The following is a 19469-nucleotide window of genomic DNA, read 5'->3' as shown; positions in this document are numbered from 1 at the left end:
TCCCGGCCCGGAGAGTCTCACCACCGTTCACGACAACACAGGAGGAACACGTGGCTCAGCTAGTGAGAGTCCAGAACTTCAGCGTCTCAAGTGACGGAATCGGTGCCGGTGAGGACCAGAGCTTCGAGAGTCCGTTCGGTCACGCCGATCCCGAGAGGCTGTTCGCCTGGGCCGGCGCCACGGCGAGCTGGCCGATGCGTACCGACCCCGGGGGCAGCCGGGGCCTCGACGACCACTTCACCCGGGACTACGACCGCAACATCGGTGCCGAGATCATGGGCCGCAACAAGTTCGGGCCCCAGCGCGGGCCCTGGCAGGACCATGAGTGGCGCGGCTGGTGGGGGGACGAGCCCCCGTTCCGCACTCCGGTGTTCGTCATGACCCACCACCGGCGTCCTTCGTTCACGCTCTCCGACACCACGTTCCACTTCGTCGACGGCGACCCGGCCACGGTCCTTGAGCAGGCGCGGGAAGCGGCACAGGGCAAGGACGTCCGACTCGGCGGCGGAGCCACCACCATCCGGCAGTTCCTCGACGCCGGCCTCGTCGACACCATGCATGTGGCGGTCTCGCCGGTGAAGCTCGGATCCGGAGTGCGGCTCTGGGAGTCCCCCGACGAGCTGCTCGACCGGTACCACCTGGAGGTCGTGCCCAGCCCGAGCGGCGTGACGCACCACCTGTTCTGGCGGAAGTGACGAGGGCCGGCTCGGGGACGCCGGCGCGACCCACGAGGGCGTTCCGGTGAATGATGGTGAATGACCGCGTGGTTGCGGGCGGGACACCGGCACGGGCCGCCGCACTCGTCCGCAACCACCGCACAGCCGTGGGCGGCGGGCCCGCTCGTCGGTGAAGCGCTACCGGTCCGCGTCCCGGCGCCACATCGACCACATCGGCGGCCCGGACCGGAACGACATCTCCTGCTGCACCGCGAAGCCGTGGCGCCGGTAGAAGGCCAGGTTGCGGCGGTTGCTCGACTCCAGGAACACCGGCCGCCCGTCCGCGTCCGCCTGTTCCAGCAGCCCGCCCAGCACCTGCGACCCGCGCCCCGTACCGCGCGCGTCGGCGTGGGTGCCTATGTACTCGACGTACCAGTGCGCGGGGGCGGCGGGGTGGCGGTGCTCCAGCGCGAGCAACCGCATTCCGGTCCGCGGCAGTTGCGCCCGCCCCGCCCGCAGGAGCGTGCCCGCGTTGCGCAGCAGATAACTCACCGGCAGCTTCCACTTCCCGGGCTCCGCCCACACCGCCGCCACCGTGTGGTCCGGATCGGTCCACACCCGGCCCGCCGGGACCTGCTGGGCCAGATACGCGGTGAACAGCAGCCGCAGCCGCCGGTCCCGGTCGTGCGGCATCAGCCAGGACCAGACGGGGTCCTCGGCGTAGGCACTGGCGAGTACGGCGGCGAGCGCCGGGACGTCGGAGACGGTAGCGCGGACTATGTCGGCCATGGCCGAGGAGAGTAGCGCGTGCGCGCCACTCCCCAGGACCTTTCCGCAGTGAACGGCGGCCAGACCTCCGCAGCCCACGGGCCGAAGGCCCGGTCGGTGAGGGCGACGCATGCCGCGCCCGCGACCGGTGGATCCACAGGAATGTGCCGGACTGGCCGAAGTGTCCGAAGGCCGCCGAGTCCGAGACGCAGTTGTATCTGACGCTTCGAAGGCCTGAGTTCACCTCGAATGAGGAGAGGTGTGGCTGAACGAAGAGGAGTTGGGGCTGGAGGACGCCACCCGCATCACAGGCGCCAGGGGCCTTGAGGCTGTCGCAGTCACTCAGGCGGAGCCACTGATACGGGAGTTCGGTACTTGAGCGGGCGGTGCCAGTGCGCCAAATCTCGTCGATCGGCTCTCGCTGTCAGTCCCATGGAGTAAATCTGTACCCATGGGGATTGACGCGTACAAGATGAACGAGGACGAGACCTGCAAGCGCTTCGTCCTTCCTGCGCTGAGGGCCGCGGGATGGGGCGACAAGCAGATCCGTTCGCAGTACCGGATCAATGACGGTCGGCTGGTGCCGACCCGTAGGCGTCACAAGCGGGGGGCGGCGCTCGCCGCCGACTATGTGTTGGAGTACGTCCCTGATGTGCCGATCGCCGTCGTGGAAGCCAAGCGCTACCGGCTCAGCGAGGAGAACGGGGTCGAACAGGCACGGCGGTATGCGCTCAAGCTGGGGCTGTCTTTCGCATACGCCACCAATGGGCGGAACATTGTAGAGATCGACTTCAGCGGCGACAAGCCGGTCATCCGGCCCGTCGAGCGGTTTCCCTCGCCCGCTGACTTGTGGGCGCGCTTCCTGCGCGATCAGGGTGTTCGCGGCACCGAGGCGGGCGAGCAGCTGATGTCCGCGCCGTACGACTACACCCTCCGCAACACCGACAACACGGTGAAGCGCCCGCGCTACTACCAGCGGGTCGCCATCACCAGGGCGCTTGCCGCGCTCGCCCGCGACGAGCGCCGCATCCTGCTGGTTCTGGCGACCGGGACGGGCAAGACCATGCTCGCCCTTCAGCTGGTTGCCCGCCTCTCCAAAGCTCCGGGAGCCTTTGGAGGACGCAAGCCTCGCGTGCTCTACCTTGCCGACCGCAACATGCTGGTCGACGACCCCAAGGACCGCTACTTCCTGCCCGTATTCGGTGAGGACGACGTTCACAAGATCGGTGGAGGCGAGGCCAAGCGTGGCCGGAAGATCTACTTCGCGCTCTATCAATCCCTGGAGCATGGGGAGGCTCAGGGGGAGTTGTTCCGGGAGTACCCGCGGGACTACTTCGACATTGTCATCGTCGACGAGTGTCACCGGGGCAGCGCGAGCAGTGACTCGCGGTGGCGCAAAGTGCTGGAGCACTTCGAGCCGGCTGTGCAGATCGGACTGACCGCCACACCGATCACCGACGAAAGCAAGAAGACCGACACGTTCGACTACTTCGGCAATCCCGTCTACACCTACTCGCTCAGGGACGGCATCGAGGACGGTTTCCTCTCTCCGTACCGGGTGCGCAGGGTCCGGCTCAACGTGGATGTCGAGGGCTACTTGCCGGAGCCGGGAAAGAAGGACGTCTACGACCGGGAGATCCCCCGCGACCTTTACGGGCCGAAGGACTTCGAGCGGGTCATGGTGATCCTGGAGCGGACCGAGACGGCGGCGCGCTACCTCATCGACTACCTCCGTAAGAACGCGGAGGACGGGCGGTTGGGCAAGACGCTGGTGTTCTGCGAGAACAACGACCACGCCGCCCGGATGCGGACCGCCCTGCACAACACGGCCTCCGAGGAGGTCTCCGTACTGCCGGACTTCGTCAAACGCATCACCAGTGCCGACGTGCCTCATGTCGGTGAGTCCCTGGAGGAGTTCCGGAAAGCGGACTCCAGTCAGCCGGTCATCGCGGTGACGTCCAAACTGCTGTCGACAGGGGTGGATCTGCCCGCCGTGCGAAACGTGGTGCTGTTCCGCCGGATGGCTTCCATGCCCGAGTTCAAGCAGGTCATCGGGCGTGGCACCCGGCTGTGCCCGGAGATCGGCAAGGAATCTTTCGACATCATCGACTTCGTGGAGGCGACCCGACTCTTCGAGGACAAGGCGTTTGACGGCCCGCCCCTGAAACTGCTCCAGGAGACGGCCGACGAGCAGGGCGAGCTGGTGGATGTCGAAGACATCACTCCGCCTGCTGAGAACGTGGGTGACGACGAGGAGTCGGTCGCCGAGCCGCAGGCCGAGTACGAGGAGCAGGACAGCGGATCGTTCGGAGCGGACGGCGATACCGTGACCGACCCGGACGAGGTTGACCGCATCCAGGCCCGCGGCAAGCGGTACCGGGTGCGCGACGTCGACGTCTACAAGATGGGTGAGCGGCGCTATCAGCTCGCCGACGACGGTCAGACCATGCGGCTGGTGAGCGTCGAGCAGTGGGTGCACAACCAGGTACTTGAACTCGACTTGGATCCGACTCAGCTGCGTACGCGCTGGGCGCAGGCCAAGAGCCGTGCTGTCCTGATGGAGGCGCTCCGGGAGGCTGACATCGACGTGGAGGAACTGCCCGAGGAACTGGGCAAGCCTGATGTGGACCCGGTGGACCTGCTGGTCAGCGCAGCCTGGGAGGGTCTCGCCGTGGTGAGCCGGGACGAGCGGCTCACCTGGTTCCGGCGCGAGCACGAAGAGTTCATGGACTCGTTCGGGGAGCAGGCCCGTGAGGTGCTGGAGGCGATGCTGGTGAAGTTCGCCGAGGCGGGCTCTCCGCAGCTGAAGGTGGACACGCTGAAGGTGCCGCCGTTCGACTCGATGGGCCGGGTGGTGGACCTGGCAGCGCGGTTCGGCGGGGCCAGGCAGGCGCACGAGGCCATCGATCAGCTGGCAGGTCGACTCCTTTCGGTCGTCTAAGTCAAAGATGGCTTTAGTTTGACGCGAACGTTTGTCGCAAAACTAAAGTGGTCTTTGAGTTTTGCTCCGATGTTACGGTGGGGCGGTGCTCAGAGATCGTACGGACAGCCGAGCGGCGCTTTGGCGTACCGCCGCCGACCAACGCGGCTACTTCACAGCCGCGCAGGCGCGGGATGCCGGGTACTCCTACCAGGCTCAGCGCTACCACGCCCAGCACGGCAACTGGCTCGTGGTGGATCGCGCCCTCTACCGCTTCAGAGAGTTCTCCGACCTGCCGGGCGAGGGGGACGAGCAACTGGTGCGCTGGTCCCTGTGGAGCAAAGGGAGGGCGGTGGTCTCGCACGCCACCGCCCTCGCGGCCCACGACCTCGGCACGGCCAATCCGTCTCGAATCCACCTCACCGTGCCACCCGGTTTCCGGCAGAAGTCGGACGCGGTGATCATGCACCGCGCGACGCTGGCGGATTCGGATGTGGAGGACCGGATGGGGTACCGGGTGACGACGCCGCTGCGCGCCCTTGTGGAGTGCGCGGCAGACGGTGACGACCAGGATGTCCTCGACGGGGCCGTGGCCGAGGCGCTGGAGCAGGGCATCGTCACCCGCCGCAAGCTGCTGCACGCAGCCCAACTTCTGGGCCCGCGCGCGGAGCTGGGTGTGGAGCGAGCACTTGGGGCCATGTCGTGACCGGCCGATACCGCGACGCCACCGCCCTGCGTCGGGCGCTGGAGGCCCGACTGAAGCAGGACGCCGACGAGTCCGGCACCGACCTGGCCCGCCGCCGGCGCCTGGTCGTCTTCGACCGCGTGGCGGCACGTCTTGCCGAGGACCCGGCGGGTGGCTGGGTCCTCAAGGGTGGCGCGGTGATGGAGTTCCGGCTCACGGGGCGGGCCCGTACCACCAAGGACCTGGACGTGGCGCTGCGCCCTGAGGACGGCTCGGGTGCGGACGGGAACGAGGTACGGGAGCTGTTGATCGACGCTCTCGCCGCCGACCTGGACAACGACGGGTTCCGCTTCCGCGTCGGCGCGCCCGCGCCGCTCAAGGCGGACACGATAGGGCGGGGCGGTTGGCGGTTCTCCGTCGAGGCCCACCTCGCGGGGAAGCTGTTCGCGGGCGTCCGGGTGGACGTGGTGGACCGGGGCGAGGAGATCGCCCGGACGGAACGCCTCCCACTCCCCAACACCCTTGATTTCGCCGGGACTCCGCAGCTTGCGATCGAGGCTGTGGACCGCCGCCAGCACTTCGCGGAGAAACTGCATGCCTTCACCCGTGACTACGGTGACCGCCCCAACACGCGAGTCAAGGACCTGGTGGACCTGGTGCTGCTGACCGAGGACGGTCTACCGGCCGACGCCGCGCTCGTGGACGTCGTACGGCACGTCTTCGCGGTACGCGCCACACACGATGTCCCGGACGAACTGCCGGACCCGCCACCCCGGTGGAGCGACAGTTACCCGGAGCTGGCGCGAGAGCTGACCACAGAAATTCCGCCGACGCTCGACGCGGCACTCACGCTGGTGCGTGGTCTGTGGGCGACGGCCCTCGCCGATGAGCCACGCAACCACGTACCTCTTCCCAACTCGAACAGAAAGACCGGCTGAGCCGACATGGCAGCGACCAAGAAGAAAACGGCGGAGAAGTCCCCCGGCACCTCCCGGACACGCCTCGCGTCCCTGATCAAGTCCGCGCGCGACACCATGCGTAAGGACGCCGGGATGAACGGTGACCTGGACCGGCTGCCCCAGCTCTCCTGGCTGCTCTTCCTCAAAGCGTTCGACGAGCGCGTCGAGCAGGAGGGCGAGGCTCTGGACCCGGACGGCTATCGGCGGGCCATCGAAGAGCCCTACCGCTGGGAGGACTGGGCGACCGACCCCGATTTCAGCGGCGACGAGCTGAAGTCGTTCGTCAACGAGAAGCTCATCCCGTACCTGGCGGGCCTGGTCGGCGACGACGCGGAGGACCCGCGCAACGTCATCTCGACCATCTTCCAGGACGTCGTCAACCGCATGCAGTCCGGCACACTGCTGCGGGACCTCGTGAACATCGTCAACCAGATCCACTTCGTCTCGACCGACGACATCCACACCATGGCGTTCGTCTACGAGTCGATCCTCAAGGAGATGCGCGACGCGGCCGGCGACTCCGGTGAGTTCTACACCCCGCGCCCGGTCAACCGCTTCATGGTCCAGCAGTCCTTCCTCGAACTGGACGAGTCGATCCTCGACCCTGCGAGCGGCACGGGCGGCTTCCTGGTCCAGGCGTACGACGAGCTGAAGGACCGGGTCAAGACGGTCACCCAGCGCAAGCGGCTGCACGCGGACATCCGGGGCATCGAGAAGAAGCCGCTCCCGTACCTGCTGGCCTCGATGAACCTGCTGCTGCACGGGATCGATGCGCCGCACCTTCGGAGGGGCAACTCGCTCCTGGAGATGCGGAACTCCAACGCCGCCGACAAGGTGAACGTGGTCCTCACCAACCCGCCCTTCGGCGGCGAGGAGGAATCCACAGTCGTCAAGGCGTTCCCGGACGGCTTCCGTACCCAGGAGACGGCCTGGCTCTTTCTGTACTCGATCCTCGACCAGCTCAAGCTGGGTGGCCGGTGCGCGATCGTTCTGCCGAACGGCAGCCTGTTCGCGACGGGGGAGAACTCCATCGGCGCGAAGATCAAGAAGAAGCTGATGAAGGACTGCAACCTTCACACGGTCGTTCGCCTGCCGCAGGGCGTCTTCGCGCCCTACACCCAGATCCCCTCCAACATCCTCTTCTTCGAGAAGACCGGTCCGACACAGGAGGTCTGGTTCTACGAAGTCCCCTTGCCGGAGGGCCGCCGCGGCTACACCAAGACGAAGCCGATGCGGATCGAGGAGTTCCAGCCCTGCGTGGACTGGTGGGGCGGCAAGGAGCGCGAAGGGCGCGAGGCGGGCGAACAGGCGTGGGTCGTCCCGGCTGCGGACATCGTCGCCTCCGGCTTCAACCTCGACATCGCCAACCCGCATGTGGGTGACGAGCTGGCTCACCGGACGCCGGAAGAGCTGGTGGATGAGCTGGTGAAGACGGAGACGGAGATTTTGCGGTTGCTGAAGGAGCTGCGTGAAGGGCTGGGTGAGGAGCGATGACTCCGGCTCTCATCGATTACGCCGTGGACGACGTGATCACCCTGGTCCGGCGGCCAGTTCTCCCCGAGGCGGACAAGGAGTACCGCGAGATCGGTATCCGTTCCTTCGGTAATGGGATCTTTCACAAGGAGCCCGTCCCTGGTCATGAGATCGCCGCCAAAAAGGTGTTCAGGATTGAACCGAACGATCTTGTTTTCAGCAACGTCTTTGGGTGGGAGGGGGCAGTTGCGATGGCCTCCGAGGCTGAGCGGGGCATGATCGGCTCGCATCGCTTCATGACCTACCTCGTGAACAAAGAGATTGCCGACGCGCGCTATCTGCTTCCGTACTTCTACGGCGGGCCGGGGCTCGACGTAATCCGCCAGGCGTCTCCGGGGTCGGCGGGGCGTAACCGGACACTCGGTATCAAGACGTTTGGCGGCAAGCGGGTAGGTCTGCCCGAGCTGGCTGAGCAGCGCCGGGTCGCCGACAAGCTCGACGCGGCAGCCATGGGTATTGAGCAGGTGACTCGCACGAAGGAGCATTCGCGGAGCCTGACCCTACAGCACGCGGACGCGCTATTCCGCTCGGTTGAACGGAATGCGCCGCTCTCGAAGGCGCTGAAGGAAAGCAGTGATTTCGTCGCTGTTGACCCTGATGCCAGCTATCGGACCGCAGGCATCCTCAATCGGGGACGGGGTCTATTCCTGCGCCCGGTTATCAACGGCAGCGATACAAAATATCCGCGTTACAACAGGTTGCACAAGGATCAGTTCGTCTACAGCAAGCTGTTCGGATGGGAGGGCTCCCTTGCGGTCGTCACGGACGACTTCGCCGGAGTCCACGTTTCGCACGAGTTCCCCACCTTCGACATTGATCCCGAGGTCGCCGACGTCGAATACGTAACTCACTTGGCACGGTGGCGCGGGCTTCACGACAGTCTCAAGGACCAAGGCACCGGCATGGGCTCGCGTCGGCAGCGGGTGAACGTGGGGCGCCTGCTGGCCACCGAAGTGCCCCTCCCCGGTCTGCCCGAGCAGCGGCGCATTGCCAAGCAACTCACCCTCGCCCGCAAGGTGACCGACGGAGGCGCGGCGCAGGTGGAGCAGCTTGCCGTCCTACGTCGCACCCTGCTGGACGCCGCCTTCTCAGGGCGGTTGTAGACGCCCTCACTCGGGCGGCACCCGCCGCCACCCCCCGTCCGTGACCACCACGTGGTCCAGGAAGCGCAGGCCGACCGCCGCAGCACCCGCCGCAAGGCGGGTCGTGGCGCGGCGGTCGGCCTCGCTGGGGGCGGTGCAACCTGTGGGGTGGTTGTGCGCCACCCCGAAGGACGCGCCGCCCGCCGCGAGGACGAGGGCGAGCGCGTCGCGGACCGGGAGCAGGCTGCGATCCGTCGCACCCTCCGTGAGGACGCTCGTGCGGAGGACCGTGCCCGCCCCGTCGCAGATGACCACGACCACGCGCTCATGACGCAGGCCTTGGAGCAGGGGTGCGGCGACGGCTGCCAAGTCGGCTGATCCGTCCACCTGTTGGCGGGCGGACAGTGAAGGCGCCGCGACACGTCGGCCCAGCTGAAACGCCGCCGCGACCCGCGCCGCCTTCGCCGGGCCGATCCCGGCCAGGCCCGCCGCCAGTTCGTGCGCGGGAAGCCGGGACAGTGCGTACAGCCCGCCGTGCCGGTTGATCAGCTGCCCGGCCAGTTCCACGGCATCCTGACCGGGGACGCCGGCCCCCAGTAACAGCGCCAGCAGCTCACGGTCGGACAGTGCCTCCGCGCCCCGTGCGAGCAGCCGTTCCCGTGGCCGGTCCGGAGCCGGTACGTCCTGCATGCGCACCGCCCCGCACCCCCTCAGTCCACCGAGTCGCGGTCGACCGGTTCCACGTCGTCAGCTCCGGCGACTACGGGAGGGTCGGGCTCCACATCAGGCGTCGGGAGGGACGATTCGCCGCCCCCGCTGCTCCCCGCCGCTGATCCGATGAGTTCCATCAAGCGCCGGTGCAGCGTCTCCGAACGGGCCCGCAGAAAGCCGTCGTAGTCGTTGCGCAACGCGGCCTGATAGGCAGCCTCTTCGATCAGGCACGTGCGCAGCCGGGCCCGCAGAACGTCCTCGCCGTGCCAGTCGGCAAGGTCCTTGAGATAGTCGGAGGGGCGGCGGTCGGAGATCCAGTTGTTGGTGATCGCGCTGAGCATGATCAGATTGCCGCAGACATTGTCCTTGCCCGCCTTCGCTCCCTCCTTCTTCAAGTACGCGCGGGGGAAGAAGTGGTGGAACTGCTTCCCGTTCTGCCAGGACAGCGCGTCGGCCACGTCGATGACCCGGCCCGTGTTCAGGTCGAGCGGCTTCTCGTACGACATGAGCAGGACCAGGAGCTTGCTGGGTGCGTTCTGCCGGGAGAACTGCGCACGCTGCCACAGGACGTTCCGGGGCAGTGCGGCATCCGTCTCGATCTCTGCCGAACGGCCGGCCGCGAACTCTGTGACCGCTGACAGGTCTGGTCCCATCTGGGACTCGCGCCAGCCCTTGAAGTGCTCGCCGCTCGCCGTCAGCCAGAACCACCTGGTCACCGCGTCATACTGGGCGGCTGTCGGCTTGGGCAGCTGCCTGAACAGCTCGACCAGGACCGCGAACTGGTTGTAGTAGGGGAGCGCCTCGGCCTGCGGGGTGCCGATCTGGGTGGCGAGGAAGTCCACGGCCCGTGCTGCCGCCTTCCCCGCCTCCGCGACGGCCTCCTGGAGCTGCTGCCGTTGGAGACTCCGCAACTCGTGGATGGACTTGGTGGAGAAACCGAAACCGGCCGCTGCCGAGATCGTACGCAGCATGGTCTTCGCATCGACCCGGCCGTACTTCTTGGCGTCGAGGACCAGGAGCAACTGCTCGATCTCGTCCTTGAGGTCGAAGTCCTTCGACCAGGTGCCGGCCCGGATCAGGTCCACGATGTCCATGGACGTGCCCGTGCTGTTGATCCGTTCGAAGATACGGGCGGAGTCCTCCTCGGAGACGTCGAGGAGGGTCACGATCGGTACCTGGTACTGGTTGAACTGCTCGCTCAATGCCTCGGCACGAAGCTGGAGTTCGTCATTCGGGTTGTCCCGCCGAATCCACGACATCATCGCGCCGACCGAAGTGAGATGCCGCACCGGCATGATGTGAGGACCGGTCGGAGCTTCCTCCGTGAGATGCAGGAACTCCTCGCGCTCCAGGTCGTACGCGATCTCCCATATCGGCCCGGAGCCGTGCAGCGCACCCACCAGGCTGGCGAGCCGCTGCTGGCCGTCGAGGACGTAGTGCACGGGGGCGCCCTCGTGCTGAGGCACCGTGTCCAGCCCCGCGATCTCGTGTCCGCTGGCCAGCTTGGCCGTGGTGCGCCACATGAGCAGGCTGCCGATGGGGTAGTTGCGGCGCACCGAGTCGAGCAGGTACAGGATCTGCTGCGGGGTCCAGACGAACGCCCGCTGGAATTTCGGTAAAACGATGTCCCCGTTCAGGACCCGCGAGGCGAGTGAGGTGATCGGCGCAATCGTCGGCTCGGGCGCACGCACCTGCGCTGGTGACGTACCCATCGTGATACCCCCTGATCGCCTTACCGCACGGCTGGAACAGCTACGGGAACGATCGTAGGGGGCACCACTGACAATCCTGCGGGCGTGCGCTCTGGCGGAGCCCGCGTACCACGGGGAGCGGAAGGGGGCTCGGGGCGACCAGCGGTCGTCCCGAGCCCCCTTTGTCGTACGTGCCTTGCGGCGACTTCAGCGGAGCCCGTCCACGAAGTTCTGCCAGGCGTCCGCCCCGACGGTCAGGACGGGCCCGTCCGGGTTCTTGCTGTCGCGGACGGGGACGGCGCAGGGGAGACCGTCGACCACCTCGACGCAGTCGCCGCCGCTGGTGCCGCTGTAACTGGATTTGCGCCAGGCCGCGCCGCCGGTGACGGTGCACTCGACGCATTCGCCGCCGTTGGTGCCGCTGTACGTCGACTTCCGCCACTGTGCTCCGGTCAGGTCATGGCTGGTCCCCATAGCGTTCCTCCATCACACGAGCGATCAGTGTCGCCGAGTCCTCGGGGGAGAGGGCTGTGGCTTGCAAGCGAGCGTAGCCGACCGAACGTTCCTTGATCACCTGCGGATTGGCCGTCATATGACCCTGGTCGTAGCTCTCCACGTAGAACAGGTCGGGGTCGTCCTCGAACCTGAGCAGGTTGAACGACCCCATCATTCCCGTGTGCTGGCCGACGGAAAACGGAAGCACCTGGATCTGCACCCAGGGGTCGTCGCGGAAGTCCAACAGCCGCGCCAGTTGTGCGCGCATGACCTCGCGTCCGCCGACTTCCTGGAGCAGTGCGGCTTCGCTCAGGACGACCCACAACGCGGGAGGCGTCTCGCCCGTCAGGATCCGCTGGCGCTCCATTCGGGCTGCCACCATCTCGTCGACCCTGCTTGGGTGGTCGACACCGAGGAGGGCCCGCGCATACTCCTCCGTCTGCAACAGCCCGTACACCAACTGCGCCTGGTACGTGGAGATGTAGGCGGCGCACGACTCCATCTCGGCGTACGGCTGGAACCAGGTGGGCAGTTGGCTGCGCAGCACCAGACCGATCAGCCGCGAGAACACCCCGCCCGTACCGAGGGCCGCGTCCACCCGTTCCGAGAAGTCGCGGGTGGGGAGCTTCTTCGTCGTCTCGATCTGGCCGATCAGCGAGCCGGTGCAGAAGATGATGTCGCCGAGCTGCCCCTGTTTGAGGTTGTTGGCCTCTCTCTGGCGGCGCAGCTCCCAGCCGTAGTAATCCAACGGGGAAGCGCTGGGGTCGAGAGTCTGGACGTTGGGCACGGCAGGGCACCTCCGGCGTTCAACACCTCACGGCGTTCAGTTCGGTACGTAGCCGAGCGTAATCACAACGCTGCACTCTGGTGACATGAATCACGTAATTGAGCCGCAGGCCGACGATCTGCTGGAGGCGACCTACCGCGCCGACTTCGCGATCGGTGAGCACTCGGCCCGGCATCTGCGCCGCATCCTGCGGCTCTACCTCACCGCCTGGGATCTGCTCGACGTCGCCGACGCCGCGGAGTTGGCGCTCACCGAGCTGATCGCCAACGTCGTACGGCACGTCCCCGGCCGCCGCTGCCAGACGCTCATCTTCCTGCTGCCGGCCGGGGGCGTGCGCGTCGAGGTCGCGGACGGCTGCCCGGAACTGCCCCGCGTCGCCCTGGGTGATGTACTCGACGAAGGCGGGCGGGGGCTGGTCCTGGTGGACGCCGTCACCGACCGCTGGGGCGCGGAACCGCGCCGGGACGGCGGTGGCAAGACGGTGTGGTTCGAGTGCCTGGCCACGAAAGCGGCCGACGGGTGACGGCTCTCAGCGGCCGGAGCGGAGCTCCGCGAGCACCGCGTCCGTGAACGGCGGCCACACCTCGACCGCCCACGGGCCGAAGGCCCGGTCGGTGAGCGCGACGCACGCCGCCCCGGCCGCCGGATCGATCCACAGGAACGTGCCGGACTGGCCGAAGTGCCCGAAGGTCGCGGGGGACGAGGAACTGCCCGTCCAGTGCGGCGACTTGTGGTCCCGGATCTCGAAGCCGAGCCCCCAGTCGTTGGGGTTCTGGTGGCCGTAACCCGGCAGTACGCCCTTCAGACCGGGGTGGACGACGGTCTGCGCGGCGAGGACCGTACGCGGGTCGAGCAGCCGGGGTGCCTGTACCTCCGCCGCGAACCGCACGAGATCGTCGACGGTCGAGACACCGTCCTTGGCGGGCGAGCCGTCCACCGTGGTCGACGTCATGCCCAGCGGCTCCAGCACCGCCTGGCGTATGTACTCCGGGAACGGGATGTCGGTGGCCTTGGCGATGTGGTCGCCGAGGACCTCGAAGCCCGCGTTGGAGTAGAGCCTCCGGATGCCGGGGGCGGCCGTCGTCCGGTGCTCGTCGAAGGCGAGGCCACTCGTGTGCGCGAGCAGGTTCCGGACGGTGGAACCCTCGGGCCCGGCCGGTTCGTCGAGCTCGACCGCGCCCTCCTCGTACGCCACCAGCGCCGCGTAGGCCGCGATCGGCTTGGTGACGGAGGCGAGCGGGAAGCGGTGTGCGGTCGGGCCGTGCGTACCGACGACCGTGCCGTCCGCTCGTACGACGGCCGCAGCCGCGGTGGGGACGGGCCAGTTGTCGATCATCGCCAGGCTCTGCATGCGTACGAGCCTAGTAGGAGACGTACGGGCTCTTTTGAGTCGGGGCTTCCGCCACCGCGGCGGCCCTGGTTCAGCGCGAGCCGGGGCGCACGCTCCGCTCCGCGATGCGGATCAGGGGGCGCTCCGGCAGCAGGCGGCTTACGGCGCGGGCCACGAGGGCGTTGCCGCCGCCGTCGACGACGGTCGCCTTCCGGCCGCCGAGCGCAGAGAGCGCCGTGTCGACGACCTGCTGGGGTGTGCGCCGTGAGCCGACCGAGGCGTTGTCGCCGGCCACGTCGAAGAACGCGGTGTCGGTCGCGCCCGGACAGATCCCCAGGACGGCCACTCCGGTGCCCCGGGTCTCGCCCCAGAGGGAACGGGTGAAGGACAGGACGAACGCCTTGGTCGCGGAGTAGACCGCCATGTGCGGCACGGCTTGGAATCCGGCGGTGCTGGCGACGTTGATGACGCTGCCGCGACCGCGCTCGACCATCCCGCGCAGGAGGCGGGTGGTGGTGCCGACAAGCGTGCCGACGTTCAGCTGCACCTGGGCTTCCATGCGCTCGGGGTCGGCCGCGGCAAGGTCGCCGTGCGAGGCGAAACCGGCATTGTTGACGAGGACGTCGACGACGGCGCCCATCTCGTCGAGGGTGCGGACGAGGCGCTCGGACGAGTCGGGCCGCGACAGGTCGAGGACGACCGGCGTGACCTTCACCCCGTACTGGGAGCTCAGCGTCGACGCGAGTGCCTCCAGCCGGTCCTGCGAGCGGGCCACAAGGACGAGGTCCACGCCGCGGCGCGCCAACTGCCGGGCGAATTCGGTACCGATCCCGGAGGAGGCGCCGGTGACGACGGCCAGTTGGGAGGAGAGGGAGTCCGCGTAGTTCATGTCTTGCTCCGAGCTGAATCGATGGGTGTGGTGTGAGGGCTGGCTTGGCGCAGGGCGCTTCGGGGAGGTGCGCGACGCGGTCCGGTGTGTCAGGCGTCCCGCACTGCGAGAACGGCATGCGCCCCGGCCTGGGCCGGGGCCGCCGTGACCGCGAGGCCGAAGCCGCTGTTGGCGCCGGTCAGCACGGCCGTGCGGCCGGTTTGGTCCGGAATATCTACTGCGTTCGGTTTTCGGGTATTGACCATGGCGTGAATGTAGGCGATGACAACAATGCTGTCAATGCCAACAATGTAGCCACCGGTTACATAGGGGTTAAGGTGGGGCCATGCAGACTCGTCGTTATCACCACGGAGACCTCCGCGCGGCGCTGCTGGTTCGCGCCGAACAGACGCTCCGGGAGAAGGGGGTCGCGGCGCTCTCCCTGCGGGAGCTGGCCCGCGATCTGGGGGTCAGTCACGCCGCGCCGAGCCGGCACTTCAAGGACAAGCAGGCCCTGCTCGACGCGCTGGCGCTGGACGGTTTCGCCCGCCTCCGTGAGACGCTCGTCGCTTCACAGGTGTCCGTGGGCGAGAGCTTCGCCGAGAGGCTCGGCGCGCTCGCCCATGCTTACGTGGACTTCGCCACCGGCGGTGCGGAACTGCTCGACGTCATGTATTCGGTCAAGCACGGCCCGGCGGCGTCCGAGGAGTTGATCGCGGCGGGGCGACAGGTGGGTGAACTGGCTCTCGAACTGATCGCGGAGGGGCAACGCAGGGGAGAGGTGCGGGACGGGCCGGCGGAACGCATCAGTCAGCCCTTGTTCACCACCCTGCACGGCTTCGCCGATCTGGCCGTGAGCAGCATGCTTCCCCTCGGGGTGGTCGAAGAGGGGCTCGACGATGTCATCGCGTACATGCTGCGGGGGTGTGCGCCCGACTGAGGCGGGGCGCGGAGCCCTGGCGGGCCACGCCGTGGACGGCCTGCCGGACGCGGGCGGGCTTGCCGTGGCGGCTTCCCGTGAGCTGCCGGAGTGCGGGCAGGGCGGCGCCGAGCACCGCCGGTCGGCGCCCGCGAGGGCATCCGTCACTTCGGTCGGCCTGACCGCCCCGAAATCCGTCACCGTTTGCGCTTGCTTCGAGTGCACTCCAAGGTTCTAGCGTGGAGGTCATGACGGTGATGGAGAGCTCTTCCGCAAGGACGGACGTATGCGCGGCGGCGCCCAGGGCGCATCCGCGCCCCGAGGGGCAGGACCGCTACACCATCAGCGAGGTCGTCGCCTTCACCGGGCTCACCGCGCACACCCTGCGCTGGTACGAGCGGATCGGGCTGATGCCGCATGTCGACCGGTCGCACACCGGTCAGCGCCGCTTCACCAACCGTGACCTGGACTGGCTGGCCTTCGTCGGCAAGCTGCGGCTGACCGGGATGCCGGTCGCCGACATGGTCCGGTACGCGGAGCTGCTGCGCGAGGGCGAGCACACCTTCGAGGAACGCCAGGAGCTGCTGGAGGCGACCCGCCGCGACGTGAAGACGCGGATCGCGGAGCTCCAGGACACCCTCGCCGTCCTCGACCACAAGATCGACTTCTATGCGAGTGCCCGACGGGCACCGGAAAGGCCCTGTGCCTGATGACTGACAACAAGATCGCCACGGTGGAGCTCGGCAACGGCGGCCCGCAGGTCGGTGTGCAGGGGCTCGGCTGCATGGGCATCAGCGAGTTCTACGGGGACACCGACGAGTCCTCCGCCCGCGAGACGCTGGAGACGGCGCTGGCGGCGGGCGTCACCCTCTTCGACACCGCGGATGTGTACGGTCTCGGTGCCAACGAGGAGTTCCTCGCCCCGTTCGTCGGGGCGCACCGGGACGAGATCACCCTCGCCACGAAGTTCGCCATCGAGCGCAAGGACGACGACCCGCACTACCGGGGCGTGCGCAACGACCCCGCGTACATCCGCCGGGCCGTCGAGGACAGTCTTCGCCGGCTGAACACCGACGTCATCGACCTCTACTACATGCACCGCCGCGACCCGGCCGTCCCGCTGGCCGAATCCGTCGGCGCGATGGCCGAGCTGGTGCGGCAGGGCAAGGTCAAGCAGCTCGGGCTGAGCGAGGTGACCGGTGCGGAGCTGCGCGAGGCGCACGCCGTGCATCCGATCGCCGCCCTGCAGTCCGAGTGGTCGCTCTTCAGCCGGGACGTCGAGCGCAGCGCCGTGCCCGCCGCCGTCGAGCTCGGGGTGACCGTCGTGCCGTACTCGCCGCTCGGCCGCGGCTTCCTGACCGGGGCGTTCACGGACGCGGCCAAGGACCTGTCGAAGGGCGACTTCCGCCAGTTCCAGCCGCGCTTCACGGGCGACAACGCGAAGGCGAACGCCGCCCTGCTGGAGCCCGTGCACAAGATCGCGGCGGCGCATGGAGTGTCGGCCGCGCAGGTGGCGCTCGCCTGGGTGCAGCAGCGGGCCCAGGTGCACGGCCTGACCGTGGTGCCGATCCCGGGCACCCGCAAGAGCAGCCGGCTGCTGGAGAACGTGGCCGCCACCCGGCTCACGCTGACGGACCAGGAGCTGGCGCTGCTGGAGCCGATCGCCGGGCAGGTGGCGGGGGACCGGTACCCGGACATGAGCTCGACGTCCGCCGCGCGGGAGTAGTCGTTTTCGCGTAGGGGTGCGGGGCCGGGTCTCCCGGCCCCGCACCCCTACGCCAGCCCCAGCGCGTACATCGCGAACCCCGTCGCCAGCAGGCCCGCCACCGCCCGGCGGGCGTTCGCCGCACGCGTACCGGTCTGCCACGGGGCCTCGAACCGGCGCGTGTACCGGGCGATCAGCACCAGCAGCCCCGCGAACACCGGCAGCCACGCCATGCGCGCCAGGATCCAGCCGACCGTGTCGGGCCCGGTCGTCAGCCCCGGTACCGCACCGGCGAACGACGCCGGGACCGCCGCGGCCAGCATCGCCGTCTGGTGCCAGCACAGGATCGTCATCGCGGACAGGTTGATGACGACGACCGGCGCCCACAGCAGCGGCCTGCTCAGCAGTCGGCCGATCCGGTCCGCCAGCAGGATCGCCGCACCGCTCTGCGCGGCGGCCAGCGCCAGGACGAGCAGCGACGGCGGGTGCGAGTTCGTCCGCGCCTCGCCCGGGACGCCGACCATCGACGCCGGGTAGTGGAAGGCGAGCAGCAGCGCGGCGAACAACACCGTCCCGCCGATCAGCAACAGCCGGGCGCCGCGCCTGCCGATGCGGCCCTCGCCCCAGGAGACGCCGAGCTGGTAAGCGAAGAGCCAGCCCGGAAGGATGTTCAGCACGCTCAGCCAGGACGGCATGGCGTCGGCGAACGGCCCGTACCGCAGGAAGTCGATGACGGCGACCGACCCGAGCAGCGGCACGGCGGCCCAACCGCCCAGTTTCCGCGCGGCCTTGACGCAGTACGGGGTGAGCGCCGTGACGACCGTGTACACCCCGACGAACCACAGCGGCTGGATCACCAGCGTCGACCCGGTCCGCAGGGTGTCGCCGGGCACGCCGAGCACGCTCAGCACCGGGATCATCGCCGCCCAGACGGCGGTCACCCCGAGCACCGGCCTGCCGAGGCGGGCGACGCGTCCGCGCAGCCAGACGCCGGTGGTGGACTTCCTGCGATGGTACGAGAGCACGGAGGCGTACCCGCCGACCAGGAAGAAGATGCCCAGCATCTGAAGCGCCCAGCTCATCGGGGCGAGCCCGCCGAACGTGGACAGCGGGCTGGCATTGTGCAGCGCGCCGTCGCCGTCGACGCGGAAGCCGCCGAGCAGCCAGTGGCCGGTCGGGACCGCGAGCAGGGCGAGGGCGCGCAGGCCGTCGATGGCACGGTCGCGATGGGCGGGCGTACGCGCGTCGATGCGCGCGGCCAGGATGGTGAGGCTCATCGGGCTTCCCCCTCCGCGATCGAGGCGAAGGCGCGGAGCGAGTCCGTGCCGGGGGCGAAGTAGCCGGTGTGCCCGTGGGCGTCATGGGCCGGCACGCGGCGTGCGCCGAACCCCGGGCCGGTCGGATCGGGGCCGTGGCCCAGGCCCGCCACCTCGATGTTCGGTACGTCGTCGATCCAGTCCGTGGCGTCCTTGGCCGCCCAGACCCGGGCGTCGGTGTGCAGGTCGGCGACATCGTCGGCGCGCATCCCGGGCGAGCCGAGGACGACCAGGTCCGTGGCGCGCAGCCGGGACGCGGCGAGGCCGCACACGACGGAGCCGTAGCTGTGGCAGAACACGGCGGGCGCGGGCACGCCGTCGGCGGCCAGCCCGTCCACGAACCGGGTCAGCCGGCCGGCCCCCGCCTCGGCGAGCGAGCCGGTCGCGGCGTCGATGCCGATGCCCACGGGAGTGGTGTACCCGGCCCAGGCGACGACGGCGCTGCCGCGTCCGGTCTCCGCGTACAGGGACTTCGCCATGCCCGCCGGAGTGCCGTACACATCGTTCGTACGGTCGAAGGTCCCGGCGTCGATGTCCGAACCCGGCACCACGACCGCCACATGACGCGCGGTGCTCAAGTCCCCGAAGACCTCGGCGACCTGACCGCGTCCGCGCGGGTCGAAGGCGAGGATCTGCCGGTGTCCCGGTCCGGTGAGATGCGCGTACCTGGGGTCGTGACCGGCGCGCAGGGAACGGGCGTTGGCCCGGTAGCGCAGGGCGACGGGTACGCCGTCCAGATTGCCGACGACGAGCGGGTGCCGTACGACCAGGGTCTGCTGCTGTGCCGCCGTCAACCCCCCGAAGAAGCGGCTCACTTCGGCGGGAGTGGTCCGCTCCGGGTCCGGCAGCTCGCGCCCCAGTACCTGATCCGCGCGCCAGGCCGCCGTGCCGGGGGGTGGCCCGGTCAGGGCCTGCTGCGCGTTCCCGGACGCCCAGCCGGCCGTCCCCGCCACCATGGTGGTCGCCAGCGCGACCGCGACCAGAGTCCTCGCGTAACGGCGCATCCCGCCCTCCCTCTCCGGCTGACCCGGCTCCCGCGCGCCG

20 protein-coding genes and 1 pseudogene are annotated in these 19469 nt (G+C 68.7%); 10 read left to right on the top strand and 11 right to left on the bottom strand.

Annotated elements, in window-relative coordinates; all coding sequences use genetic code 11:
• Positions 1-50: 50 nt before the first annotated feature.
• Positions 51-695: a dihydrofolate reductase family protein gene (locus ABZ826_RS10730; protein ID WP_361445391.1), complete on the top strand. Its 645-nt coding sequence runs from the start codon at positions 51-53 to the stop codon at positions 693-695.
• Between the two features lie 159 nt (positions 696-854).
• Here ABZ826_RS10730 and ABZ826_RS10725 read toward each other — a convergent pair whose 3' ends face one another.
• Positions 855-1445, bottom strand: coding sequence for a GNAT family N-acetyltransferase (locus tag ABZ826_RS10725; RefSeq protein ID WP_361445388.1), 591 nt, complete (start codon positions 1443-1445; stop codon positions 855-857).
• Positions 1433-1620, bottom strand: a pseudogene (locus ABZ826_RS10720) (hypothetical protein); the annotation flags it as partial. The pseudogene ABZ826_RS10720 and the gene ABZ826_RS10725, both read right to left, overlap by 13 nt.
• 255 nt (positions 1621-1875) lie before the next feature.
• On the opposite strand from ABZ826_RS10720, the gene hsdR reads away from it, so the two are divergent.
• The 5 genes from hsdR to ABZ826_RS10695 all read left to right on the top strand — a co-directional run bounded on the left by hsdR (position 1876) and on the right by ABZ826_RS10695 (position 8624).
• Complete coding sequence (gene hsdR, locus ABZ826_RS10715; RefSeq protein WP_361445386.1) at positions 1876-4365, top strand: EcoAI/FtnUII family type I restriction enzme subunit R; 2490 nt, start codon at positions 1876-1878, stop codon at positions 4363-4365.
• 85 nt (positions 4366-4450) lie between these two features.
• Positions 4451-5050: a hypothetical protein gene (locus tag ABZ826_RS10710; RefSeq protein ID WP_361445383.1), complete on the top strand. Its 600-nt coding sequence runs from the start codon at positions 4451-4453 to the stop codon at positions 5048-5050.
• Positions 5047-5967 (top strand): nucleotidyl transferase AbiEii/AbiGii toxin family protein, encoded by a 921-nt coding sequence (locus ABZ826_RS10705; RefSeq protein WP_361445380.1) that lies wholly within the window; start codon positions 5047-5049, stop codon positions 5965-5967. The genes ABZ826_RS10710 and ABZ826_RS10705 overlap by 4 nt, the downstream gene beginning before the upstream one ends.
• A 6-nt stretch (positions 5968-5973) precedes the next feature.
• Entirely contained in the window at positions 5974-7482 is a 1509-nt protein-coding gene (locus ABZ826_RS10700) for a class I SAM-dependent DNA methyltransferase (RefSeq protein ID WP_361445377.1), read from the top strand.
• Positions 7479-8624: a hypothetical protein gene (locus ABZ826_RS10695; RefSeq protein WP_361445374.1), complete on the top strand. Its 1146-nt coding sequence runs from the start codon at positions 7479-7481 to the stop codon at positions 8622-8624. The genes ABZ826_RS10700 and ABZ826_RS10695 overlap by 4 nt, the downstream gene beginning before the upstream one ends.
• 6 nt (positions 8625-8630) lie before the next feature.
• Here ABZ826_RS10695 and radC read toward each other — a convergent pair whose 3' ends face one another.
• The 4 genes from radC to ABZ826_RS10675 form a co-directional block, all read right to left on the bottom strand.
• The gene (radC, locus tag ABZ826_RS10690) at positions 8631-9293 is read right to left on the bottom strand and encodes a DNA repair protein RadC (protein WP_361445371.1); all 663 of its coding nucleotides are present in this window, start codon (positions 9291-9293) and stop codon (positions 8631-8633) included.
• 20 nt (positions 9294-9313) lie between these two features.
• A complete protein-coding gene (locus ABZ826_RS10685) occupies positions 9314-11026 on the bottom strand; it encodes a DUF262 domain-containing protein (RefSeq protein WP_361445368.1) in 1713 nt (570 codons plus the stop codon).
• A 186-nt stretch (positions 11027-11212) separates the two neighbouring features.
• Entirely contained in the window at positions 11213-11479 is a 267-nt protein-coding gene (locus ABZ826_RS10680; RefSeq protein ID WP_361445365.1) for a DUF397 domain-containing protein, read from the bottom strand.
• The gene (locus ABZ826_RS10675) at positions 11463-12287 is read right to left on the bottom strand and encodes a helix-turn-helix transcriptional regulator (RefSeq protein ID WP_361445362.1); all 825 of its coding nucleotides are present in this window, start codon (positions 12285-12287) and stop codon (positions 11463-11465) included. The genes ABZ826_RS10680 and ABZ826_RS10675 overlap by 17 nt, the downstream gene beginning before the upstream one ends.
• A gap of 85 nt (positions 12288-12372) precedes the next feature.
• On the opposite strand from ABZ826_RS10675, the gene ABZ826_RS10670 reads away from it, so the two are divergent.
• Positions 12373-12810, top strand: a complete 438-nt coding sequence (locus ABZ826_RS10670) for an ATP-binding protein (RefSeq protein WP_361445359.1) — start codon at positions 12373-12375, stop codon at positions 12808-12810.
• Positions 12811-12816: 6 nt separating this feature from the next.
• Here ABZ826_RS10670 and ABZ826_RS10665 read toward each other — a convergent pair whose 3' ends face one another.
• The 3 genes from ABZ826_RS10665 to ABZ826_RS10655 form a co-directional block, all read right to left on the bottom strand.
• A complete protein-coding gene (locus tag ABZ826_RS10665) occupies positions 12817-13638 on the bottom strand; it encodes a serine hydrolase domain-containing protein (RefSeq protein ID WP_361445356.1) in 822 nt (273 codons plus the stop codon).
• Positions 13639-13708: 70 nt separating this feature from the next.
• Positions 13709-14506, bottom strand: a complete 798-nt coding sequence (locus ABZ826_RS10660) for an SDR family oxidoreductase (protein WP_361445353.1) — start codon at positions 14504-14506, stop codon at positions 13709-13711.
• A gap of 89 nt (positions 14507-14595) precedes the next feature.
• Complete coding sequence (locus ABZ826_RS10655; RefSeq protein WP_361445350.1) at positions 14596-14751, bottom strand: hypothetical protein; 156 nt, start codon at positions 14749-14751, stop codon at positions 14596-14598.
• Positions 14752-14831: 80 nt separating this feature from the next.
• Between ABZ826_RS10655 and ABZ826_RS10650 the strand changes: the two genes are divergently transcribed.
• The 3 genes from ABZ826_RS10650 (at position 14832) to ABZ826_RS10640 (ending at position 17130) form a co-directional block, all read left to right on the top strand.
• Complete coding sequence (locus tag ABZ826_RS10650) at positions 14832-15425, top strand: TetR/AcrR family transcriptional regulator (protein WP_361445347.1); 594 nt, start codon at positions 14832-14834, stop codon at positions 15423-15425.
• Between the two features lie 227 nt (positions 15426-15652).
• Positions 15653-16114, top strand: a complete 462-nt coding sequence (locus ABZ826_RS10645; RefSeq protein WP_361445344.1) for a MerR family transcriptional regulator — start codon at positions 15653-15655, stop codon at positions 16112-16114.
• Entirely contained in the window at positions 16114-17130 is a 1017-nt protein-coding gene (locus tag ABZ826_RS10640) for an aldo/keto reductase (RefSeq protein ID WP_361445341.1), read from the top strand. The genes ABZ826_RS10645 and ABZ826_RS10640 overlap by 1 nt, the downstream gene beginning before the upstream one ends.
• A gap of 47 nt (positions 17131-17177) precedes the next feature.
• On the opposite strand, the gene ABZ826_RS10635 is transcribed toward ABZ826_RS10640, so the two are convergent.
• Entirely contained in the window at positions 17178-18386 is a 1209-nt protein-coding gene (locus tag ABZ826_RS10635; protein WP_361445338.1) for an acyltransferase, read from the bottom strand.
• Entirely contained in the window at positions 18383-19429 is a 1047-nt protein-coding gene (locus tag ABZ826_RS10630; protein ID WP_361445335.1) for an alpha/beta hydrolase, read from the bottom strand. The genes ABZ826_RS10635 and ABZ826_RS10630 overlap by 4 nt, the downstream gene beginning before the upstream one ends.
• Positions 19430-19469 lie beyond the last annotated feature (40 nt).

The sequence above is a fragment of the Streptomyces sp. NPDC047515 genome, assembly GCF_040643055.1.
In the GTDB taxonomy this organism is placed as follows: Bacteria; Actinomycetota; Actinomycetes; order Streptomycetales; family Streptomycetaceae; genus Streptomyces.
The sequence above is the reverse complement of the archived record's forward strand: the minus strand, read 5'-3'. Positions and strand labels throughout refer to the sequence as shown.

Bases quoted from the DNA above. Each gene is read 5' to 3' on its own strand.
- ABZ826_RS10725 (WP_361445388.1), bottom strand. From the start codon at position 1,445: ATGGCCGACATAGTCCGCGCTACCGTCTCCGACGTCCCGGCGCTCGCC.
- hsdR (WP_361445386.1), top strand. From the start codon at position 1,876: ATGGGGATTGACGCGTACAAGATGAACGAGGACGAGACCTGCAAGCGC.
- ABZ826_RS10700 (WP_361445377.1), top strand. From the start codon at position 5,974: ATGGCAGCGACCAAGAAGAAAACGGCGGAGAAGTCCCCCGGCACCTCC.
- ABZ826_RS10695 (WP_361445374.1), top strand. From the start codon at position 7,479: ATGACTCCGGCTCTCATCGATTACGCCGTGGACGACGTGATCACCCTG.
- radC (WP_361445371.1), bottom strand. From the start codon at position 9,293: ATGCAGGACGTACCGGCTCCGGACCGGCCACGGGAACGGCTGCTCGCA.
- ABZ826_RS10685 (WP_361445368.1), bottom strand. From the start codon at position 11,026: ATGGGTACGTCACCAGCGCAGGTGCGTGCGCCCGAGCCGACGATTGCG.
- ABZ826_RS10680 (WP_361445365.1), bottom strand. From the start codon at position 11,479: ATGGGGACCAGCCATGACCTGACCGGAGCACAGTGGCGGAAGTCGACG.
- ABZ826_RS10670 (WP_361445359.1), top strand. From the start codon at position 12,373: ATGAATCACGTAATTGAGCCGCAGGCCGACGATCTGCTGGAGGCGACC.
- ABZ826_RS10665 (WP_361445356.1), bottom strand. From the start codon at position 13,638: ATGCAGAGCCTGGCGATGATCGACAACTGGCCCGTCCCCACCGCGGCT.
- ABZ826_RS10660 (WP_361445353.1), bottom strand. From the start codon at position 14,506: ATGAACTACGCGGACTCCCTCTCCTCCCAACTGGCCGTCGTCACCGGC.
- ABZ826_RS10655 (WP_361445350.1), bottom strand. From the start codon at position 14,751: ATGGTCAATACCCGAAAACCGAACGCAGTAGATATTCCGGACCAAACC.
- ABZ826_RS10650 (WP_361445347.1), top strand. From the start codon at position 14,832: ATGCAGACTCGTCGTTATCACCACGGAGACCTCCGCGCGGCGCTGCTG.
- ABZ826_RS10645 (WP_361445344.1), top strand. From the start codon at position 15,653: ATGACGGTGATGGAGAGCTCTTCCGCAAGGACGGACGTATGCGCGGCG.
- ABZ826_RS10640 (WP_361445341.1), top strand. From the start codon at position 16,114: ATGACTGACAACAAGATCGCCACGGTGGAGCTCGGCAACGGCGGCCCG.
- ABZ826_RS10635 (WP_361445338.1), bottom strand. From the start codon at position 18,386: ATGAGCCTCACCATCCTGGCCGCGCGCATCGACGCGCGTACGCCCGCC.
- ABZ826_RS10630 (WP_361445335.1), bottom strand. From the start codon at position 19,429: ATGCGCCGTTACGCGAGGACTCTGGTCGCGGTCGCGCTGGCGACCACC.